Consider the following 20,457-nt stretch of genomic DNA (forward strand, 5'->3'; position numbering starts at 1 on the left):
GCGGGCTAGCGCGCCGGACGGTCGGCGGAGCGCGTCAGCACCGGTCCTCCGGGGTCCCGTCGGCGGGCTCACCGAGGGTGAGCACGGTGACGCCCCGGTACCGGTTCCCCCCCGTGTCGCGGTCCGGTCCTGGCCTGGCCGTGGCCACGACGAGCAGCGGCACGGCGGGTCCGCCGGAGGCGATCAGCTCGACCAGTTCGCGCGGGGTCCCGGCCGCCCGGTCGACGTCCTCCACGACGACGACCAGCGGACAGCGAGCCGCCGCGAACTCCAGGAGCCTGGCGACCGCGACCAGCCGAGCCCGGCGTCGGTCCGGTGGCGCCGTCGCGGTGGCGCCGCGCAGCACGTCCTCCAGGCACGGCAGCAAGGTCGCCGCCCGACCGGGCCCGGCGAGCCTGCGGACCACGAGCCCGAGGCGCACCCGTGCGGCGGCGGCCGTGCCGGGATCGGCTATCCCGCAGCACGACCGGACCAGCGCGGCCAGCGGATCGCCGTCCGCGAGCCGCACGGGCAGGCACCGGAAGGCGCGGTCCCCGTGGGCGCTCGCCACCAGTTCGTCGACCAAGCGGGTCGTCCCGTCGTCCGGCGTGCCGACCACGGTGACGACGTGCGAACACCGCCGGGACCGGGTGAGCGCCGCCAAGCCCCTCAGCACGTCGAGTTCGGGACCGGGCCCGTGCGCGACCGGGGGCCGGACCTGCCGCGGGCGCACCGCGATCACGCGGCGGTCCGGCCGGGCGGTCACCAGCAGTCCCCCGTCGGCGATGCGCGCCAGCGCGGCGGGCTGGTCCAGCAGCGGGTCGTGGGTGAGGATCGCCTGTTCGAGCAGTCGCGGCGCGCGTCCCGGTTCGAGCCCGAACCGCTCCCCCAGCCGGGTCCGCAGCCTCTGGTACACCGCGAGTGCCTCGACCTGCCGCCCGCAGCGGTACAGGGCGAGCATCAGCTGGCCGGACAACCGTTCCCGGTCCGGTCGCCGGTCGACGGCGGCTTCCAGTTCGGCGGTGACCTCGTGGTGCCTGCCGCACGCGAGGTCGGCCTCGAAGCGGTCCTCCACGACCGCGCCGCGCTCCCTCTTCAGCTCCTCCAGTTCGGGCCACGCGACCCCGGTCGCGGCGAGGTCGGCCAGCGCGCGGCCCCGCCACAGGTCCAGTCCCTCGCGCAGCGTCGACGCCGCCCGCTCCCACGTCCCCTCGGCGAGGTCGGCCCGGCCCCGCGCCGTGAGGTGCCGGAACCGAGCCAGGTCCACCGCCGAGGGGGTGACCAGCAACCGGTACCCGGAGGCGTGGCTGAGCAGTGCCGCGACCTCGTCCCCGACCCCGTTGCGCGCCAGCGTCCCACGCAGCGCGGAGACCGCGTTCTGCACCATCTTGCGGGCGGTCCGCGGAGGGCCGCCCGTCCACAGCGCGCGCACCATGTCGTCCGTCGTCACCACCCGGTCCGCGTTGAGCAGCAGGAAGCCCAGCGCGGACCGCTGGACGACGCCCCGCACCGGCAGGTCCCGCCCGTCGACCGTCACCTCCAGCGGCCCCAGCACGCGGAACCGGACGGTCGGCTGCCCCGGTGCGGCGGTCATGGTCCCGCGGCGTACCGGGCGACCAGGTCGCGCTTGAGGACCTTCCCGCTGGGCCCCAACGGGAAGTCACGGGTGAACCGGACCAGCCTCGGGTACTTGTGCGGGGCGATCCTGGCCTTGGCCCACTCGACGATGGCCGCCGCCCGCGCCCGGTCCGCCGGGACGCCCGGCCGGACGCGCACGACGGCGCAGACCTCCTCGCCGTACCGGTCGTCGGGCACCCCGATGACGGACACCTGCGCGATGTCCGGGTGGCGCGCCAGCAGGTCCTCCACCTCGCGGGGGTACACGTTGTGCCCACCCCGGATGACCATGTCCTTCTTGCGGTCCACGATGGACAGGTACCCGTCGGCGTCGAGCGCGCCGAGGTCGCCCGAGCGGAACCAGCCGTCCACGATCGCCTCGGCGGTGGCCGCGGGACGACCGAGGTAGCCCGCCATGACGTTGTGCCCGCGGATGACGACCTCGCCGACCTCGCCGGGTGGCAGGACGTCGATCCGGCCCTCCACGTCGGCGCGGGCGATCGCCACCTCCACGCCCCGGATCGGCTTGCCCACCGTGCCGGGCCTGCGCGGCCAGCAGACCTGGTTGTAGGCCACGACGGGGGACGTCTCGGTGAGGCCGTACCCCTCGTACACCGGGCAGCCGAACTCCGCCTCGAACCGTTCGAGCACGGCGACGGGCAGGGCCGACCCGCCGGAGAAGGCGCGGTCCAGCGGCGGGCGGCGCGGGTCGGCCGCGGCGGCGTCGAGCAGGTCGAGGTACATCGTGGGGACGCCCATGAACACCGTGCAGCCCTCGGCCACCATCAGCTCCAGCGCGGCGCGGGCGTCGAACCGGGGCATCAGCACGAGGGTGCCGCCCGCCAGGAAGCAGGTCGCCATCCCGCAGACCTGGCCGAAGGTGTGGAACAGCGGCAGGCACCCGAGCAGGACGTCCTCCGGCCGGAACCCGAACGGCGCGACGGCGGTCGTGACGACGTTCAGCACCAGGTTCAGGTGGGTGATCATCGCCCCCTTGGGCAGGCCGGTGGTGCCGGAGGTGTAGAGCACGACGGCGAGGTCGTCCGGCGCGCGCGGGACCGGGACGTCGGCGGGCTCGGCCGTCGCCGCCAGCACGTCGAGCCGCGGGCGCCCGTCCTCCTCCTCGTCGGCCATGACCGTGAGCACCGGCACGCCCTCCGCTTCGGCCGCGACGGCTCCCTCGCCCAGCATCGCCGCGCCGCAGACCAGCACGGCGGCCTCCGAGTCGCGCAACACGTACCCGATCTCGCCCGATAGCAGCAGGCCGTGCACCGGCACGGCGACGGCCCCGATGGCCAGCACCGCGAAGTACACCCGCGGGAAGTGCGGGGTGTTCGGCAGCAGCAGCGCGATCCGGTCCCCAGCCCGGAAACCGAGGTCGAGGAGCACCGTGGCGCAGCGGCGGGCGCCGTCCCACAGCTCCTGGTAGGTGACCGCCTCGTCCTCGAAGACGACGGCCGGGTGCTCCGGTCTCCGCATCGCGGTGTCGGCGAGGATCGCGGCGGCGGACAGCGTCACCGGACCGCGTCCTCGGCCGCCAGCGCCCGCTTGTCCGGCTTGCCCGCGCCGTCGAGCGGGAGCCGGTCGCGGAACCGGACCACGTCGGGCGCGTGCCGGTCCGACAGCTCCGCCGCGACGTGCGCGGCCAACTCGGCGGCCGAAACGGCTTCGCGCGCCACGACAGCGGCGTGGACGAACTCCCGTCGGTCGGCGTCCCGCACGCAGTACACGGCCGCCTGGGCCACGCGGGGGTGTGCCAGCAGCGCCTGTTCGACCGTGCTCGGCCGGATCTTGATGCCGTGCGCCTTGATCACGTCGGCCAGCCTGCCGTGCAGGCGGAGGTATCCCCGCTCGTCGAGCGACCCGAGGTCGCCGGTGTGCAGCCAGCCGTCGCGGATGGTGCGGGCGGTGAGGTCGGGCTCGCCCCAGTACCCCGGCATGGTCAGCGGGGACCGCACGCAGACCTCGCCGACCTCGCCGGTGGGCAGCACCCGGTCGGTGTCCGGCTCGTGCACGCGGACCTCGGCCGACATCGGGCGGCCGACGGTCCCGCGCAGCTCCGGGTCGAAGTGCTCGGCCGGGCCGAGCATCGTGATGCCGCCGGTCTCGGTGGTGCCGTAGAACTGCACGAGCCGTTCGCCGAAGACCTTGACGGCTTCCGCCAGCCGGTCGGGCGACGCCGGGCTGCCCACGTACAGGACCCCCTTGAGCGCGGACAGGTCGGCGGTGTGCGCGCGGGCGTGGTCCACCACCTCGTACAGCTGCGACGGCGACAGGACCGCCAGCGAGATCCCGTCCCGCTCCACGGCCTCCAGGAAGCGGCCCGCGTCGAACCCGTCGTGGAACACGATGGTCCCGCCCGAGACCAGCGCGTTGTCCGCCATGCCCCCGGTGGAGTGGCTGACCGGCAGCGTGGCGAGGTAGACGATGGCCTCACCCGACCCGAGCGCGGCCTCCAGGTAGAGCCGCCGCAGGCGGAACGGGACCGCGATCCCCTTCGGTGCGCCGGTGCTGCCGCTGGTGTAGAGGACCACGGCGGGCTCGTCCGGCGTCTCCGGGACCGTGCCGGGGTCGATGGCGCCTGGATCACCGGCCGACAGGTCGAGCACGTCGTCGGCGAGCGGCTCCGCCGCGACCAGCAGTGGCGGCCGGTCCAGCCCGTCGAGCAGGTGCCGGGCCATAGGCAGGGTGGTGGCGTCCACCGCGAGAACGGTGGCGCCCGTGGCGCGGAGGATGTCACGCCGGTGCCGTTCGGCGAGCTGGTCCGCCGGGTCGACGGCGTTGGTGGAGTGCAGGTGCACCACCATCGCGCCCGCCAGGTTCGCCGCGTACCGCAGCACCAGCGTGGCCGGTGTGTTGACGACGGTCAGGATCGCGACGACCGGGCGCGCGCCGGGCGTGACCGTCGCGGCGATCCCGTCCGCCGCCGCCAAGACCGAACGGGTGACCTCCGCCGCGGTCAGCGAGCCCCCCGAAGACCGCACGGCCACCCGGTCCGGGTCACGGCCGAGCACCTCCAGGATGGTGGCGACGTAGTGGCCGGTCGGCGCAGGCATCGTCAGCTCCAGTCCGCGGTCGGGGAATCGGGTCGAATTCCGCGTGCGCAGCGTGGCAGGGGGTGCGCAGCGTCGCGATAGCGTTTCGCCGGCGGCTTTCGCCGAGGAACCCGAATTACCGGGCAGTGGACGCGGACGGGTGCGCGCGACAGCGTGTCGGCTACGTTTCCGAGGAGAACGGCATTACCACCCGTGCCCAACCGCGGAGCGGAGCGAGTCGACGCGATGGACCGTTATCTGGACTTCTTCTCGCACCTCACCGACGGGGTCGGGAGCGCACGGGATTTCCTGGAAATCGGCCGGGTCGCGGGCCGCTTCCCGTCCGCGACGGCGCGGGTCGACGACGGCTCCGAGCTGACGCCGATCAGCGTCTGGTGCAGCAACGACTACCTGGGCATGGGGCAGCACCCGGCTGTGCTCGCGGCGGCGACGAGGGCCATCGCCGAGCACGGATCGGGGTCGGGCGGCTCCCGCAACATCGGCGGGACGAACCACTACCACGTGCTGCTGGAGGCCGAACTCGCGGAGCTGCACGACAAGGAGGACGCGCTGCTGTTCTCCACCGGCTACTCGGCGAACGACGGTTCGCTCTCGGTCATCGCGGGCCGGATCCCGGACTGCCTCGTGTTCTCCGACGCGCTCAACCACGCGTCGATCATCGACGGGCTGCGGCACAGCAGGGCCGAGAAGGTCATCTTCCGGCACAACGACGTCGCCCACTTGGCCGAACTCCTGGCCGCGGCCGACCCGCGGCGGCCGAAGCTGATCGTGGCCGAGTCGGTGTACTCGATGAACGGCGACGTGGCCCCGTTGGCGGACATCGCGGACCTCGCGGACGAGCACAGCGCGATGACCTACCTCGACGAGGTGCACGCGGTCGGCGTGTACGGGCCGCAGGGGGCCGGGATCGCCGCACGGATGGGCGTCGCGGACCGGTTCACCGTCGTCATGGGCACGCTCGCCAAGGGCTTCGGCGCGACCGGCGGCTACCTCGCGGGCCCGGCCGCGGTGGTCCGCGCGGTCCGGATGTTCGCGCGCTCCTTCATCTTCACCACCGCGATGCCGCCCGCCGTCGCGGCGGCGGCGCTGGCGGCCGTTCGCCACCTCCGCGTGTCCGAGGTCGAACGCGACCGGCTGGCGCGCAACGCGGCCAGGCTGCACGCGCTGCTCGACGAGCGCGGGATCCCGTACCTGTCCAACGAGTCGCACATCGTCTCGGTGCGGGTCGACGACGACGAGCTGTGCAAGCGCGCGTCGGATCTGCTCCTGCGACGGCACGGCCTGTACGTGCAGGCCATCAACGCGCCGAGCGTCCGGCCGGGCGAGGAGATCCTCCGGATCGCGCCGAACGCCGTGCACACCGAGCAGGAGGTGGACGACCTCGCCCGCGCACTCGGTGACATCTGGCTCGAACTGGGCCTGCGCACCGGACGGGACGCCGCCTGACGCGTCGCTCCCCGGTCGGCGACCAGGACCTCCGCGCGGGCTCCGACCGACCCCGGACGGGCCTGGGCCACCCCGACGGACCGCCCGGACAGCGAGGCGGTCTTGTCGGGAACGAGCAGGATCAGGACCGGGTCAGGCTGATCGTGGAGAGGTCCGAATCACCCTTGATCAGGATCGACACCTGATCCAGGAACTCGCCGCGGGTGACCTGACCGTCCCGGTCCGCGTCGATGGTGCCGAAGCCCGACTCGGCGTCGGCGTCCGAGATGCCGAGGCTGGAGTTGATGGCCCCCCACTCGGCCCGGCTGACCCGGCCGTCGCCGTCGACGTCCGCGGAGTCGAACAGGGCCGCGTGCAACGCGACCGTGGCTTCGAAGACCGCGTCGTAGTCGGCGCCCGCGAGGAACTCGTGCTTGGCGACGACCCCGTCCGAATCGGCGTCCAGGGAGGACAGCGCACCCCAGAGGGCGACTGCCTTGTCCGCGGCGCCGATCCTGGTCGCGAATCCTTCGAGATCGGAACGGTCGATGACACCATTGCCATTGTTGTCGAGCAGCGTGAAAAGACGAAGCAAACCGTCTTGGGGCACTGTGCACCTCTTCTGACAGGTGGCCGATCCATATTCAGGAGCGAAACATCGGCCACGACGGGCCTATCGGCGGCATTACCACCGCATTTGAACGTAACACGCCGTTGAAACAACGAGAATAGGCCATAGCGGGAAGACGATTTCACTCGAATACCCTGGTAACGCACACCGACCGTGACCAGGGCGAAAGCCCATCACCGCTCCGACACCTCCAGAACCTCCCAGTGCGCCCGCAGGGGTGCGCGCCGTCGGGAAGGACGTCCAGGTGGTCGAGTATTCGGCGCGGCACTGCGGTGGAGATCACGAGCAAAGTCGAGCCCACGGCATCCCCTACGCGACGTCGAGCCCCATGCCCGACAGCATCTCGTCGACTGTCCACCCCGGACAGTCCATTGGCCTGGTGGGCCTGGGCGACAGCGGCGAGTACCCCTGGCCCGCGTGCTCTCTTCGCCGCACAAACCGTTCAGCGCACCGTGTGCCTCGACGACCGCTCGGTCAGCGGCTTCCGCTACCGCGTACCCCGCGACCAGCGCACGCGGATCGGCGTGCTCTTCCAGCAGCCACGGCTGTCGGTCGATCCGCGCATGACCCTCATCCGCGACCACCAGGAGCGGACCGGAGCCGGAGCAATGGCCATCTCCCACGATGACATCCTGCTGACCAACTGGGCCGACCACACCGTGAGACTGATCGCCACCGGCACGAACACCCCCGAGCAACTGTCGAGCGCAGTACCACGAGCGAAATCCCTAGTCGCCCATAGGCCGTGTGATCAGGTGGTCGGCCAGCTCGTCCGGCATCACTGTGTGGCCAGGGCCACCGGCTTCGACCCAGGCGATGACCTCGCCCAACGACGCGTCAGTCAGGACTCCACCCAGCCACACCGGCCGCGCACCGGCTCGTCGTGCGCCGCTGGACGGTCGCACCACGACGACGTTGGAGTGAGCGCACGCGTCCAAGCAGTCGGCGACCCGGACCCGATCGTCACCGAGCGAGTCCCGCAACCGTTCGAGGTGCCCCACGTGGTCCACCTCGGGATGCTTGCGAACCGTGCCACAACAACAGCCGTGGCACACCGTCACCCTGCTCATCCGGTCTCCATGGTCGACAACCCGCGGATCACCGCCACCGGATCACGATGGCCTCTCGACATCGTGCAGGAAACGGTTCACTCAAGGTCGCCATGGTGAGGTACGCGACGTGGGCACCCCCTGACAGCACGGTGACCACCGCGTGGTCATCCCCAGACGCCAGACGACCCTTACCTCGGTGAACCCACCCGACGCAAGATCCCCTCGCGCACCTTGGCGTGGGTGCCACCGACGTCTGCCGCTTGCAGCGCTGCTGAGCAGCCGAACAGCTCTCGACCGAGTGGTCCGTCGCGACATGAGCCTGACAGAGACATCACTCCCCCGTTGGTGTGACCACCACGACGCGTCGCATCGCATTCCCCGCCACCGCGGCAAGGATGGTGCCGTGATCAACATCGCCACGCTTGTCGTCCTCGGGGCTGGGTGCCCATGAACGCTGACGAACCAGTCCTGCTGCTGGACCTGGAGAACCTCGGCACCGCCCAGTTCCGTCCCCGACCATTGCGCGCACGGCTGGAGACCTTGCTCGCGGCTGCCGGCGGGTTCCACCACGCGGTCGCCGCTTACGCACGCCCCGATACGACCGAAGGTGATCCACTCGCCTCGCTCCTGGCTGAGCCGCGTATCGCACCCCTGCGTATACCACCCGGCCCCGACGCCGCCGAACTGGCGTTGCTCTCCCATGCCCGCCGCATCCACGCCGAAGGCGGCCGGATCTTCCTGGTCGGCAGCGCCGACAGGCGCTTCGCCGAACTGGCTACCCTTGGCCGGATCGAACTGCTGGCCTGGGACGGGCAACCGGTGGCCACCAAACTCATCGACGTAGCCCATCGCGTCCACCGCCTGGTCCGCCCCAGCGCGACGTCCACAGAGGACACCGCAGACCGGGAACAGTCCGACCTCGCCCCGACTCCCCCGGTCGCACCACCCCTTGCGCCGACCGCACCGAGCCACGTCGGACCACGACACCTCTAACCAGGCAACTGCTCGCAGCACTGACCACCGGCTTCGGCATCGCCGCGGGCCAACGACTCTTCAACGCACTGCTGGCCCGCACGACGCGGTGATCCACCCGGCCTACTCCGGCGGCAGACAGGCCAATCCCTCATCAGCCGTCTTTGTCCCGAGAGCGTTCTCCGCGTGCCGGAGGCATACGTGATAGCTGCGTGAACGTGCACATCGGATCGCATTCGACCTTTACCTGACCGGATCGCACATCTGGGTCAGACACCTCCGAGCCTACTGACTTCGTGGACGTCAAGCCACGCTCACACGGCTGCACGAACGTGGGCTTCACTCGTGGCGTCATGACGGCGCTCCCACAGGACCACGTGCTCACACCTGTCCGTGCCTGTTGACCCGCGAAGTGTGCCCGCGGCTTCACACCCGCTGAGACGACTTCTGCCCGGACGGCCAACAAACCCTTGCCGCAATGGATCACCTCGATCAGTGGTAACCGCGATTCCCTGCCCCTCTGCGCGACGTCCCGACCAGAACCGGCATCGACCCAGTGATGGGTGGCAGGGCAGCACCGTCCGGGCGATTCTGGACAACCCTCGGTACACCGGTTACGCGTTCTTCGGGCGGTGGACTCGGCATGAGTTGCTGCTCGACCCGGACGACGTGGCTGCCGGATATGTCACACGGTTCCGGAAGACCAGCCCGGAAAAGGTCATCCGGTCACGCCAGCCCGCGATTGTGTCGGTCGAGGTGTTCACCGAAGCTCAATTGCTACGGAGGTCGAAGTCTGTGGGCGGTTTGAAGACCGCACGGAAACAGCGCGCGCCGAACGGCCCACGAAGCAGACCTACTTGTTCCGCGGCCGCATCCGGTGCTCGGCGTGCGACCGGAAAATGGAGGCGAGCCCGCGCAAGCACGGCATGTACTACCGCTGCCCGGCACGGACGTTGGCTCCCGGCTCCCCCGCTTTGGCATCACACCCACCGGCGATCTACCTCCGCGAAGACGTGATCCAGGACGCGGTGAACGACTGGCTCGGCGAGGTGTTCGCGCCAGCCAATGTGGATCGCACGGTGGCCAAAGTTGTTGCCTCTCAACCGGGAGCGGCTGTCGCGCGGAACGGGCGCGAGACGGCGAAACAGCGGCTTGCTGCGGCGGAAGCTCACATGAACAGGTTCCAGGAAGCGATCAAGGCTGGGATCGATCCGGCCGCGCTGGTGGAGGCGATGAACGAGGCGCAAGCGGCACGGGCGGCTGCTCGGGCGGAACTGGAAGGCACTCCGGCACCGAACACGGTCAGCGACGCCGAAATTTACGCGGCCATCGACTCATTGGGTGACGTTGGCACTGTGCTGAAGGAAGCGAAAACGGAGACGCTCGCGGCGCTCTATCAGTCCGTTGACCTGCAAGTTCTGTATACGCACACGGCCCACGAGGCTGATGTGATCATCAAACCCGTGAGCCGTGTGAATAATGCTCATGACCGAGAGGGCATTTCGGACACGCAAGTGCGGGATAGATCCCGTGTTGTTTCCAACACTGTGCGTCATAAGCCCAGACCATTTCAGACCATTTCAGACACGGGATGGATCCCGTACCCGATCGGACTAAATCAGCACGGACAACCCATTACAGATGAGCCGCGAACAGCCAAGCACGATCCTCGAATCAAGCCACGAACCGCTGGCAACGAGTTCTCCGCCAAATCAGAATATCGATTCTCTGGCCGCGACATCGCGAACCCATCAGCCTTCCGATCCAGCCCAGAAAAACCACGTCACGATCCAATGCGTCGACCACTCTTCGTGCGGAACCTGCCTGTCGTACGCGGCTAGCGCCCACAGGCCGAGTGCAAGTCACCAGTGCTCAAACGTGTCAACGCTCCAACCCCTCACCAAGCTGGCGCACTCAGCCACTCAGGGGATCGACGAGATGCGGAGCCCTAGTAGGTCGCCTAACGACCTCGTGCATGGTTGGCCGTTGAGCGTCGTCGGTGCACGAGTTGTCGCGGTGGCTACTGCATCGTCGTCCGGGCGGCCTCGATGCGGTCGTGGTGCTGGTGGTCTGACAGCAGCCCTGCCACTGCCCGGACCGTGTCGGCGAAGCTCTCACGACGACCGAGATGACGGGTCAGTGATCGCCAGTTCTTCAGATGGGCGATGCCATGCTCGACGCGGATACGTCGTGAGGAATGGGCCTTGCGTTGGCGCGTATGGATCTCTTCGTACCAGGATGACGGATTCTTGCGGAACTTCCGGTAGGGCGGGGTGATCACCTGCCCGACTGTTCGGGCTCCGAGCCCTTGGTAGCCGGCATCGGCCAGGATCCGCAAACCAGTGGTGTTCTTGAGGAGGGCGACCATTCCGGACTGGCGGGCTTGGGTGATGTCCGCGGTCATCCGCAAGTGGGCTCGCACCAACGGCCACGACCTCTCTGACCGTGGCCGCATTCTCACCAGCGTCATCGAGGCGTTCGAGAAGGCGCACCGCTGACGTGGCCCTAAACAGCTCACTTGGCGAGCCGCATCAGCAGATCACCAGCGCCTTCTCCACCACGCGGGTCCACTTCGCCGGCGAGGTGGACCCGCGTGACAGTGACCAACCGGAATATCCACAGTGGACTAGCCGATCAGGTGCGGGCAGTAGTGCGCCAGCAGTACTCGGGTGAGCTGCTCACCGCGGGCGGTCAGGAGAGCGAGATCAACAGCGGACATCGCGCGGAAGTTCGTCGGGTATCCGATGACGTCGGACCGGGCCACGAGATCCGCGACCGGCACGGGCAGGTTGTCGTCGTGCATGGCGAGGTAGCTGTGCACGAACCCGCGCAGCTGGCCGTACTCAGCGGCTTTGTGGAGCTGTGCACGCGTCGAGTCCTGCGCCTTCGCGAAGGTGATGTCGAGGCTTCTCGCCATGCGAGTGGGAAAGTACGTCGCGCCGCCCTTCAGGCTCCGGCCGCGGCCGGAATCGACAGCGATCAGGTGATCGAGCTCGTACACGTGACTGGTGTGCGCCGCCGAACGTCCCGGCATCAACGGCAAGAGCGCCAGATTGTCGTACACACCACCGTCGGTCATGGTCAGCACGTGGTCTGTCCGGTGACCACGGCTGTTCTGGAACTCGTAGCGCCGGACGAGCGCGGGCAGCAGAACGGGGAACGCCGCCGAAGCGGCAACGGCGTCGGCAACCGGTACGGGATCAGTGATCCGGCCGAAAGGCGCGCACGAACTGACACCGCTGCCGAAGCGCACCGCGTTCGTGCTCGTGAGGTCGGTGGCTGAAATGACGGCGGTGAGGTCAGGCTGCTCGACCTGGCTCAAGTCGAGAGAACCGAAGACACGGTGCCGCAGTACCTGAGCGAGCAGTTCGGTGCGAGTGAATGCACGAGGACGACGGCCCGGCATCAACGGCGCCGCGCGGACGATGCCGACCGCGCCCTTCACCATTGAGAGCGGCGAAAGAGCCCGGCGGGCCAGATCAAGCTGAAACCCCGCGGCGCAGCACGTCCGTGACCGTCGCGTCGAACTAGGCGAAGGTCGTGGGCCCGTAGGCCCACATCGCGGCGAGCACGCTTCCGCCGCTGATGCCCGACACCACCCGGACATGGCGAAGGACGTCGCAGTCGTGCAGTGCGCGCATGCACCCGAGACCGAAGGCGATGGCCCGAGGCCCTCCACCTGACAACGCAAGCCCAACGGCGGGGATCGTGATCACCTTCTCCTCCAGCAGACCCACCGCCGCCGACGGCGTGAGTGCGTCGGCGGCACGGAGTACCCGCCTGACAGGTACTCGCCAAACGGAACCTCTTGAAGTGCCGGTCCAGCAGGCGTCTCGTCGAGCGTTGCCGGATCACGCGCGACCATCTCGACGTGGATGTCCGGCAGCCCGCTCCCTTCGACCCAACCCAGCCACGTCTCGGGTGCACCGCCGACGATCACCATCAACGCTCTGGGGATGTCGGCGGACGCGGTGGTCAGCACGGACATACCCGTCATGTCCATCTTGCTGGAACGCGCGGGTCCTCCGGGGTAGCTGTGCCAGATGCCGAGGAATCCGATCACACGGCCGGATTGATGCGAGTAGCGCTCCACGAGCTCGTCCGTGCCCGCCATGCCGTGGAAGAAGTAGCCGCTCGACAGCTTGCTGTCCGGCGACGGCCCGGTGGCGATGTCGACGCTGACAACACCAGTCGCGTCGTCCACACTTCCGATGAGCATGCCCCCGATCTCGATCCGAGGGCCACGCACGCGAGCACCGCGCCGAACCTCCGCGCGGATCTCGGCCATCGCCTGCGCCGACAGTCGCACGTCGTAGCTCGTGCCCGGATCGGTCACGACGACATCGTTCGGCCAGCCCAGACGTTCCAGCACGATGCCTTGCGGAAGTCGCGAGGCCGGCCCCCGAACGGCGACGGCGGTCATGGTGGCCTCAGCCCGTGTTCCCTGTCGTCCTGGGCACCGGCAAGCTCCTCTTCGCCAACGGCGCCGTCCCCTGCCGGACCACGGACGCCGGGTCGTCGCCGGCGTGCACCGGCCCGCGGGCAAGACGAAGTACGGGGTCCTTCGACCTGTGACCGCGGGCGCCGCCTCCGGGACGCCGGAAGGCGGCGCGGTCGGGTCACGCCATGCGGGCGGCCACGGCCTTGGCGGCGGTGACCAGTCGGGGGGCGTTCTCGGCCGGGTCGTTGAGCCTGACCAGGCGGACCGCGAACCAGGTGTCGCCCACGCGCCCGAAGACGGTGTCCTCCTCGGCGTGGGCCTCGTCGCCGATGCCCGGCAGCGGGGTGAACTCGTGTCCCAGCTCGACGTCGATGTCGTAGAACTTCTTGGCGCCGGGGCCGACGAACACCTCGACCTGGGCCGTCGGACCGTCGACCGGACCCGCGAAGAGGCATTGCACGCCTGCGGCGTCTTCGGGGTTTTGGAGTTCGGTGTCCGCCACCGCCTCGGCTTCGGCCGTGGTCAGGAGGTCGCAGGCATTGGGTAGGCCGCTGTCCTTCCCCGTGGTGTTGGCTCCGGTCGCGTCGGTGGGCGCTGGGGCTTCGGTGGACGCGGTGGGGAGTGGGCGTTGGGATTGGCTGGTGCTGGGGATAGCCGAGCAGGCGGTGAGGGCGGTCAGGAGGAGTGCCAGTACGGCGGTTCTCAGACGGGGCACAGTGATTCCTTCGGAGGTTGGGCGGCTCACAGGCGTTCCTTGATCAAAGCGGCGAAACGGTCGATGGCGGGGCGGTCGGTCGCCGGGTTGGAGACGTCGGTGACGATCTGCAGGCGGCAGACGCGGTCACCTACGGCGAAAGTGGTGTAGCCGCCGGTGTAGTAGGTGAGGCCGCCGCCACCCTTCTCGAACTCGCCCATCATGGGTTCCTCCGGCACGACACCACCGGGGGCGGTTCCGGTGCTGCCGACGTCGATGCTGACGGAGTGGTAGTCGGAGTTCTCCCACTGGCAGGTGCTGTGGCCCGCGCTGCCCTTGCGCTGGTGCTCGCCCAGCACGTCGGTGAGCTCGGCCTCGGTGAAGAGGGTGCAGGCGTCGATGCCGGGGGCGTCCGCGGGTGTGGGGGTTGCGGCCAGTGGGCCTGCGCCTGCGCCGGGGATTCCCGGCATCGAGGTGCCGGTGCTGCACGCTGTCATCGTCAGGGCGGTCAGGAGGGCCAGTAGGACGGTTGGGAAGCGGTTCACTCTGCGGTTCCTCTCGGGGCTGCGAGCCACCGGGCTGGGAGGAGGCGGTCGACGCGCCAGCCTGCTGCCTGGGCGGCCGCGGTGACGTGGGCCTCGTCGGGGCCTTCTACCAGGGCTAGGACGACGTCGTCTTCGGGGAGGTGCACTGCGGCTACCAGGCGGGCGCCGGAGGTGAGGGGGCACGGGGCGGTGGGGGTGCCGGAGTGCTCGTAGCGCTCCAAGGCGAAGAGTTCGTCGGGCATGAGTGGACGGTAGGGCGGGGGGTGGGGGTGGCGAATCGGGTGTTTCCCTATGTGGTTAGGCGGGTGGGGTCAGCCCGACTCGGCTCACGTTTGCGGGTGGTCGTCGGCGACTTGGTGCGTGGGTGGGTAGTCGGCCTTCTGCGGCGGCCAAGGCGATGGTCGGCCTTCTCTGCGTTCTGGTGGTGATTGGCCGTCTTTGCCCGTAGGGGGTGATCGGCCACAGTGGACTCTTCAGGAGTCCGGGTAGGAGGTCATGGCGGCGCCCAGTTGGGCGCGGGTGGTTATGCCCAGTTTGCGGTAGATGCGGGCCAGGTTGGCTTCTACGGTTTTGGGGCTCAGGAACAGTTCTTCGGCTATGGCGCGGTTGGTGCGGCCGGCGGCGGCCAGGTGGGCCACGCGGGTTTCAGTGGGGGAGAGGGTGGTGTTGGTGCCGCCAGCGGGTTTGATGCCGAGGCGGGCTGCTTCGGATTGGGCGCGGGCGGTGAAGGCGGTGGCGCCCAGGGTGGTGAACTCGGCTTCCGCCGCTGTGAGTGCGGTGCGGGCCGCGGTGCGTTTGCGGGTGCGGCGGAGGACTATGCCTGTCGTCAGGAGGCAGCGGGCGCGGTCCAAGGGGACTACGGCTGGGGGGATGGAGTCTCGGGCGGCGGTGAGGGCGTCCAGGGCTGGGGTGGGGTCTTGGCCTTGTGCGGCGGCCAGGAGGGCGCGGACCCTTGCCAGGCCCAAGGTCGTCCAGGGGCGGGGGAGGCGGGTGTGGCGGGCGGTGAGGCGGGCCAAGGCGGTGGTGGCGCCGTCCAGGTCTCCGGCGGCTATGCAGGCTTCGGCCCAGTCGGCCTCGAAGCGGAGGGACAGGGGTTCCTTGAGGCCCAGGGCGTCCACGGCCTCGGCCAGGGCGGTGTAGTGGGTGGCGGCTTCGGCGGGGCGGGTGGCGGAGAAGGCCGTGAAAGCCGCCAGGAGGTGGTGGATGCGGGCGGACCAGATGTCGCCGGTGGCGGCGGCTTCGGTCAGGCCGGCCCGGGCTACGCGGTCGGCTTCGGTCAGGTTGCCCTGGTGGGCGGCCAGCACGCCCAAGAGCCAGTTCTCGCCCACCAGGCCGGTGCCCAGTTGGGTGCCCAGGTCGTGGGCTAGGCGGAGGTGGTCGGCGGCGGCGGTGTAGCGGCCCGCGGAGATCTCGGCCTCGCCCAGGTGGGTGTGGAGGTCGTGTTGGGCGGGTTCGTCGCCGCGGGCGACGGCCTGGTCCAGGAGGGTGGTGAGGCGGGCGCGGGCCAGGTCGTGGTCGTCGACGGCCTTCCAGTAGATGGCGGGGACGGTGGCTGCCAGGCGGGATGGTTCGGGGTCTTCCAAGGACAAGGCGCGGGTGAGCAGTTCTGCACGGGGGGCGTTGCCCGCGCGCAGGTCGTTGTAGAACTCCATCAGCAGGGTGGCGGAGGCCAGCGGGCGGTGGGCGGGGTCGGCGGAGAGCAGAGCCGAGCCGCGGCGGGCGTGTTCTCCCGCGGCTTCCGGGCGGACGTCGAAGACGGCCAAGTGGGCGTGGATGCGGCCTGCCAGGACCGAGTCGGGCGGGCAGGACTCCAGGCCCTCCAGAGCGGCGGCCACGGCGCCGTCCAGGTCGTCGGCGGCGTGGCGGATCTCGCCGAGGAGGAGCAGGGCCTCGGCGCGGTCGGGGCCGTCACAGGAGGCGGCCAGGTCGGCCGCGCCCGCTTCGGCGCCCGCGTAGTCGCCGCTGTCGAAGCGGGCGCGTTCGGCGGCCAGGCGGTGGGTGACGGCTGCCTGCGAAGAAGGGTGCAGGGCGGCGGCCCGGTCCCACAGGCCCGCGGCGGTCTCCGGGGCGCCGCGGTCGCGGTGGCGGCGGGCGGCCCTGGCCAGTTCGTCGGCCACGTCGGGGTCGGGGCCGGTGGTGGCGCCCGCGAGTTGGCGGGCGCGTTCGTCGGGGTCGGCGACGACGTCGGCGAGTCTGCGGTGCAGGCCGCGGCGCACGCCCGGCGGCACGCCGGAGCGCACAGTGGCGGCGTAGAGCGGGTGGGCGAAGGCGACGGTGTCCGGGTGCGCGACGAGCAGGCCGGACTCCTCGGCCTGGTCGAGCGCGTCCTGGTCGACCCCGGCGGCGAGCAGGTCGCGGGCGGTCGGGACGGCGAGCAGGGCGGCCAGGCGCACCGCGTCGCGGACGGGGCCGGGCAGGGCCGCGACCCGCTGGGACAGCAGCTCCTGCACCGACGCCGCGACCGGGAGGTCCTCCCCCGTCCTGGGCAGCCTCGGCAGCCGGTGCAGCGCACGGGTGATCTCCAGCGCGAGCAGCGGGTTGCCGCCGCTGTCGCGGGCGACGCGGGCCAGCAGCGGGCGGGGCAGGGCGGTGCCGAGCCGCTCGCGCAGCAGGTGGTGCAGCTCGCCCACGCCCATGGGCGGCACCTCGAGCCGGACCGGGTCGGGCAGACCCAGTGGGTCGTCGGCGGCCGGCCTGCGGGCGAGCAGGACGGCGGCGGCGGTGCGGCGCAGCGCGAACCGCAGGGCCCGCTCGCTGGGCAGGTCGAGCCACTGGACGTCGTCCACCGCGACGAGGACCCGCTCCCCCGCGGCCTCCAGAGCGGTGCGCACACCCGCGGCGAGCGCCCGCTCGTCGACCTCGCCGTCGGTCTCGCCGGAGAGCAGCACGGCGGCCACGGCCCGCCGCTGCGGCGGGGGCAGGGCGTCGACGTGCGGGGCGAGGGGCCTCAGGACGTCGGCGAGCGCGGCCAGCGGCAGGTCGGCCTCGGACTCGGTCGGCGCGCAGGACAGGACGGTGGACCCCGCGGCCTCGGCCCGGTCGACGAGGGCCCGCCACACCGCGGTCTTGCCGATCCCGGCCGCACCCTCCAGCAGGACCCGGCCGCCCCCGGCCAGCGCCGCCCAGCCCGCGTCCAGCAGCGCGCTGCGGCCGACCACGGCCTGTGCCACGAGCACTCCCTGCTCCACCCCTGAGACGGACGCCCGACCCTAACCCACGACCGGCCGATGTGGACGGTATTCGGCGGGAGCTGCGCAAAGCGCGAGTACGCGCGGTGGGCCGCGACCCCGTCGGATCTCCGGTCGGAGATCTTGCGGCACATGCTCACCGTGGTGGTCCTGCGGATCGCGGTGGGGTTCGGCGCCGAGCAGTTCATCGACGACTGGGTCCTCTTGAAGGCCAAACGCCTGCTGGTGCACATGATGTGACCGAGTTTGTTGAACACCCACGTGCGGGATGGATCTCGTGCTGTGCGAAGGATGGATCCGATCACTCCCGAACGGCGGCGGGCCACCGACCGTTGGTCCGCCGCCCGCGCGTCACGACAGGGTCACGCACGCCCGGTTCAGCAGCAGGTCCACCAGCGTGTACGGGGCGCAGGCGAGCGCGAGGTGGAAGTCGGCGCCGCTCGGGTTGACCGGGTTGTAGATGAGCAGGTCGCCCAGGACAACGCCTACCCGAGGACGCGGTCACTCCTCAGGTGTGGCGAAATTCGCTTCTGCCGATGACCGCGTGTTGGTTGGTGCAACGCGGTGGGGCACCGCGACGATGTGAGTGTGACGGTGTTGTGGTCTGTGGGGGTGTGTGCTGGTGGCTGGTTCGGCTCGGCGGGTTTTCCTGAGTCATACCTCCGAGCTGCGGGAACATCCTGCGGGTGGGTCGTTCGTGGATGCGGTGGAGAAGGCCGTGCTGCGGGTGCGGGACGCGCCGGTGGACATGGCGCACTTCACCGCCGATGTTCTGAACCCGGCGGCGTTGTGCCGGGAGCGGGTGGCCGAGTGCGATGTGTACGTGCTGGTGGTGGGGTTTCGGTATGGGTCGCCGGTGGTGGATCGGCCGTCGTTGTCGTACACGGAGTTGGAGTTCGAGGCGGCGACGGAGTTGGGCAAGCCGCGGTTGGTGTTCGTGCTGGACGAGGCGGCGGTGGGGCCGGGGGCGTTGTTCCGGGATCCGGAGTTCGGGGATCGTCAGGAGGCCTTTCGGCGGCGGTTGCTGCTCGACAGCGGGCTGACCGTCAAGATGGTCACAACCCCGGCGGGGTTGGATGCCGCCGTGGTCCAGGCGCTGACGGAACTCCGGGCCGCGCCTCCGGCGGGCACGGCCGCGGTCCCGGACGCCGTGGTCGGTGTGGAGCCGGGTGTGCGGGTGTGGAAGGTCCCCGCCCGATTACAGGGATTCACCGGCCGCGAAGGGCTGCTGAAGCAGTTGACGGAGTCCTTCGGTGACGGCCCGGTGGTGGTGCGGGCCATCGAAGGAATGGGGGGTGTGGGCAAGAGCAGCACCGCGATCGAGTACGCCCACCGCCACGCCGCCGACTACGACGTGGTGTGGTGGATCGCCGCGGAGAACCCCGACCTGATCGCCCAACAGGTGGCCGAACTCGGTCAGGCGTTGCGCCTGACCGAGCCGGGTGAACCGGTCGCCACGGCCGTGCCGCGCGTGTGGGGGGCGCTGCGCGGGCAGGAGCGAGTGCTGCTGGTGTTCGACAACGCCGAACACCCCCACACCCTCACCCCGCATCTGCCCGGTGGACGGGTGCAGGTGGTGATCACCTCCCGGTACCCGTTCTGGGCCGGGGTCGCCGTGCCGGTGTCGATCGACGTGTTCACCCCCGAGGAATCCGCCCGGTTCCTGGCCGCCAAAGCACCACACCTGAGCGCGAGCGAGATCACCCAGGTCGCCGAGACGCTGGGCCACCTGCCCTCGGCACTGGACCAGGCCGCCGCGCTGCTCTCCGACGGCACCTTCACCCCGGCGGCCTACCTGGACCTGCTCACCTCGCGGGCGCGGGACCTGCTGCACCGCGGCGTCACCGCCGCCGCCCAGGGCGACGCGCCGATGCCGGTGGCGGCATCGTGGACGGTGGCCTTCGACGCGCTGGCCGACCGGGATCCCGCCGCGCTGCAACTGCTCACCCTGCTGGCCTGGCTCGCCCCCGAACCCGTCCCCCTCACTCTCATCACCAACCACCCCGACCTCCTCCCCGAACCACTCGCCACCGTCGCCGCCGACCCGCTGGCCATGGCCGACACCATGCGACTGCTCCGCGAACGCGCCCTGGCACGCATCGACGCCGACAGCCTGCTGCTACACCGCATTCCTGCCGCCTTACTCCGCACCATCCCCACAGGCCCCCCGCTCCCACACGCCGCGCCCAGGAACGGTTGGCCAGTCATGGCCGCGGTGCTGTTGCATCGCGGCCGTCCCGAGGAGCCGTGGAACAACCCGGCGGTGTGGCCACGGTGGCAGCGACTGCTGCCCCACCTGCTCACCGCCACCGCACCCGACCGTCACGATCTCTTCACGGCCCACCAAGGCACCCTCGTCAGCCTGCTCAACGGCATCTCCAGCTACCTGCAGACCAGTGGGCAACCCCGTCAAGCGCTTCCCCACGCCCAGCACGCACATCGACTCGCCCATGACCACCACGGACCCGACCACACCACCACCCTCGCCGCAACGACTCGCCTCGCCCTCCGCCTCAACGCTCTGGGCGACTACCGAGCGGCACGCGAACTCGACGAGGACACCCTGACCCGCTATCGCCGCGTGCTGGGCGACGACCATCCCGACACCCTCATCTCCGCCAACAACCTTGCCAACCGCCTGTCGGAGTTGGGTGAGCACCAAGCCGCACGCGAACTCGACGAGGACACCCTGACCCGCTATCGCCGCGTACTCGGTGACGACCATCCCGACACCCTCATCTCCGCCAACAACCTCGCCGTCGACCTGTCGGAGTTGGGTGAGCACCAAGCCGCACGCGAACTCGACGAGGACACCCTGACCCGCTATCGCCGCGTACTCGGTGACGACCACCCCGAC

18 protein-coding genes and 2 pseudogenes are annotated in these 20,457 nt (G+C 70.4%); 8 read left to right on the forward strand and 12 right to left on the reverse strand.

Translation table 11 applies throughout. The annotated features are described in order from the left end of the window. Positions 1–34: 34 nt before the first annotated feature. From ACFWW9_RS10845 to ACFWW9_RS10855, 3 genes are read right to left on the reverse strand one after another with little or no spacing between them, the layout of a single operon-like run. Positions 35–1,573: a BTAD domain-containing putative transcriptional regulator gene (locus ACFWW9_RS10845; RefSeq protein ID WP_390374457.1), complete on the reverse strand. Its 1,539-nt coding sequence runs from the start codon at positions 1,571–1,573 to the stop codon at positions 35–37. Then, positions 1,570–3,114 carry a long-chain fatty acid--CoA ligase gene (locus tag ACFWW9_RS10850; protein ID WP_390374459.1) on the reverse strand — a complete coding sequence of 515 codons (1,545 nt, stop codon included), beginning with the start codon at positions 3,112–3,114 and terminating at the stop codon, positions 1,570–1,572. The genes ACFWW9_RS10845 and ACFWW9_RS10850 overlap by 4 nt, the downstream gene beginning before the upstream one ends. Further along, complete coding sequence (locus tag ACFWW9_RS10855) at positions 3,111–4,652, reverse strand: AMP-binding protein (protein ID WP_390374461.1); 1,542 nt, start codon at positions 4,650–4,652, stop codon at positions 3,111–3,113. The genes ACFWW9_RS10850 and ACFWW9_RS10855 overlap by 4 nt, the downstream gene beginning before the upstream one ends. A 225-nt stretch (positions 4,653–4,877) precedes the next feature. Here ACFWW9_RS10855 and hemA point away from each other — a divergent pair, with 225 nt between their 5' ends. Continuing rightward, a complete protein-coding gene (gene hemA / locus ACFWW9_RS10860) occupies positions 4,878–6,098 on the forward strand; it encodes a 5-aminolevulinate synthase (RefSeq protein ID WP_390374463.1) in 1,221 nt (406 codons plus the stop codon). Between the two features lie 121 nt (positions 6,099–6,219). Here the strand turns inward: hemA and ACFWW9_RS10865 are convergent, their stop codons facing one another. After that, the gene (locus ACFWW9_RS10865) at positions 6,220–6,672 is read right to left on the reverse strand and encodes an EF-hand domain-containing protein (RefSeq protein ID WP_390374465.1); all 453 of its coding nucleotides are present in this window, start codon (positions 6,670–6,672) and stop codon (positions 6,220–6,222) included. A gap of 488 nt (positions 6,673–7,160) precedes the next feature. Here ACFWW9_RS10865 and ACFWW9_RS10870 point away from each other — a divergent pair, with 488 nt between their 5' ends. The 5 genes and pseudogenes from ACFWW9_RS10870 (at position 7,161) to ACFWW9_RS10890 (ending at position 10,573) form a co-directional block, all read left to right on the forward strand. Continuing rightward, a complete protein-coding gene (locus ACFWW9_RS10870) occupies positions 7,161–7,877 on the forward strand; it encodes a hypothetical protein (RefSeq protein WP_390374467.1) in 717 nt (238 codons plus the stop codon). A 330-nt stretch (positions 7,878–8,207) separates the two neighbouring features. Then, on the forward strand, positions 8,208–8,753 hold the full coding sequence (locus ACFWW9_RS10875) for a hypothetical protein (protein WP_390374469.1): 546 nt from the start codon (positions 8,208–8,210) through the stop codon (positions 8,751–8,753). Positions 8,754–9,227: 474 nt separating this feature from the next. Then, a pseudogene (locus ACFWW9_RS10880) lies at positions 9,228–9,458 on the forward strand (recombinase family protein); the annotation flags it as partial. Between the two features lie 173 nt (positions 9,459–9,631). Further along, a pseudogene (locus tag ACFWW9_RS10885) lies at positions 9,632–9,706 on the forward strand (hypothetical protein); the annotation flags it as partial. Between the two features lie 39 nt (positions 9,707–9,745). Then, entirely contained in the window at positions 9,746–10,573 is an 828-nt protein-coding gene (locus ACFWW9_RS10890) for a hypothetical protein (RefSeq protein ID WP_390374493.1), read from the forward strand. A gap of 179 nt (positions 10,574–10,752) precedes the next feature. Here ACFWW9_RS10890 and ACFWW9_RS10895 read toward each other — a convergent pair whose 3' ends face one another. Further along, the gene (locus tag ACFWW9_RS10895; RefSeq protein ID WP_390374471.1) at positions 10,753–11,136 is read right to left on the reverse strand and encodes a transposase family protein; all 384 of its coding nucleotides are present in this window, start codon (positions 11,134–11,136) and stop codon (positions 10,753–10,755) included. Here ACFWW9_RS10895 and ACFWW9_RS10900 point away from each other — a divergent pair. Further along, positions 11,123–11,230, forward strand: coding sequence for a histone-like nucleoid-structuring protein Lsr2 (locus tag ACFWW9_RS10900; protein ID WP_390374473.1), 108 nt, complete (start codon positions 11,123–11,125; stop codon positions 11,228–11,230). The two genes, ACFWW9_RS10895 and ACFWW9_RS10900, sit on opposite strands and share 14 nt — an antisense overlap. Positions 11,231–11,358: 128 nt before the next feature. On the opposite strand, the gene ACFWW9_RS10905 is transcribed toward ACFWW9_RS10900, so the two are convergent. The 7 genes from ACFWW9_RS10905 to ACFWW9_RS10935 all read right to left on the reverse strand — a co-directional run bounded on the left by ACFWW9_RS10905 (position 11,359) and on the right by ACFWW9_RS10935 (position 17,582). Further along, entirely contained in the window at positions 11,359–12,180 is an 822-nt protein-coding gene (locus tag ACFWW9_RS10905) for a patatin-like phospholipase family protein (RefSeq protein ID WP_390374475.1), read from the reverse strand. 79 nt (positions 12,181–12,259) lie between these two features. Next, positions 12,260–12,469, reverse strand: a complete 210-nt coding sequence (locus tag ACFWW9_RS10910; RefSeq protein ID WP_390374477.1) for a patatin-like phospholipase family protein — start codon at positions 12,467–12,469, stop codon at positions 12,260–12,262. Further along, the gene (locus tag ACFWW9_RS10915; protein WP_390374479.1) at positions 12,445–13,155 is read right to left on the reverse strand and encodes a Mov34/MPN/PAD-1 family protein; all 711 of its coding nucleotides are present in this window, start codon (positions 13,153–13,155) and stop codon (positions 12,445–12,447) included. The genes ACFWW9_RS10910 and ACFWW9_RS10915 overlap by 25 nt, the downstream gene beginning before the upstream one ends. Before the next feature lie 196 nt (positions 13,156–13,351). Beyond that, positions 13,352–13,888 (reverse strand): hypothetical protein, encoded by a 537-nt coding sequence (locus ACFWW9_RS10920; RefSeq protein ID WP_390374481.1) that lies wholly within the window; start codon positions 13,886–13,888, stop codon positions 13,352–13,354. 26 nt (positions 13,889–13,914) lie between these two features. Continuing rightward, the gene (locus ACFWW9_RS10925; protein WP_390374483.1) at positions 13,915–14,412 is read right to left on the reverse strand and encodes a DUF3558 family protein; all 498 of its coding nucleotides are present in this window, start codon (positions 14,410–14,412) and stop codon (positions 13,915–13,917) included. Beyond that, positions 14,409–14,654, reverse strand: a complete 246-nt coding sequence (locus ACFWW9_RS10930; RefSeq protein ID WP_390374485.1) for a hypothetical protein — start codon at positions 14,652–14,654, stop codon at positions 14,409–14,411. The genes ACFWW9_RS10925 and ACFWW9_RS10930 overlap by 4 nt, the downstream gene beginning before the upstream one ends. 231 nt (positions 14,655–14,885) lie before the next feature. Beyond that, on the reverse strand, positions 14,886–17,582 hold the full coding sequence (locus ACFWW9_RS10935) for a LuxR C-terminal-related transcriptional regulator (protein ID WP_390374487.1): 2,697 nt from the start codon (positions 17,580–17,582) through the stop codon (positions 14,886–14,888). Between the two features lie 640 nt (positions 17,583–18,222). Here ACFWW9_RS10935 and fxsT point away from each other — a divergent pair. Then, positions 18,223–20,457 (forward strand): FxSxx-COOH system tetratricopeptide repeat protein (gene fxsT / locus ACFWW9_RS10940; protein ID WP_390374489.1); only part of this gene is annotated, 2,235 nt, incomplete at its 3' end.

The sequence above is a fragment of the Umezawaea sp. NPDC059074 genome (assembly GCF_042738955.1).
Taxonomy (GTDB): Bacteria; Actinomycetota; Actinomycetes; order Mycobacteriales; family Pseudonocardiaceae; genus Umezawaea.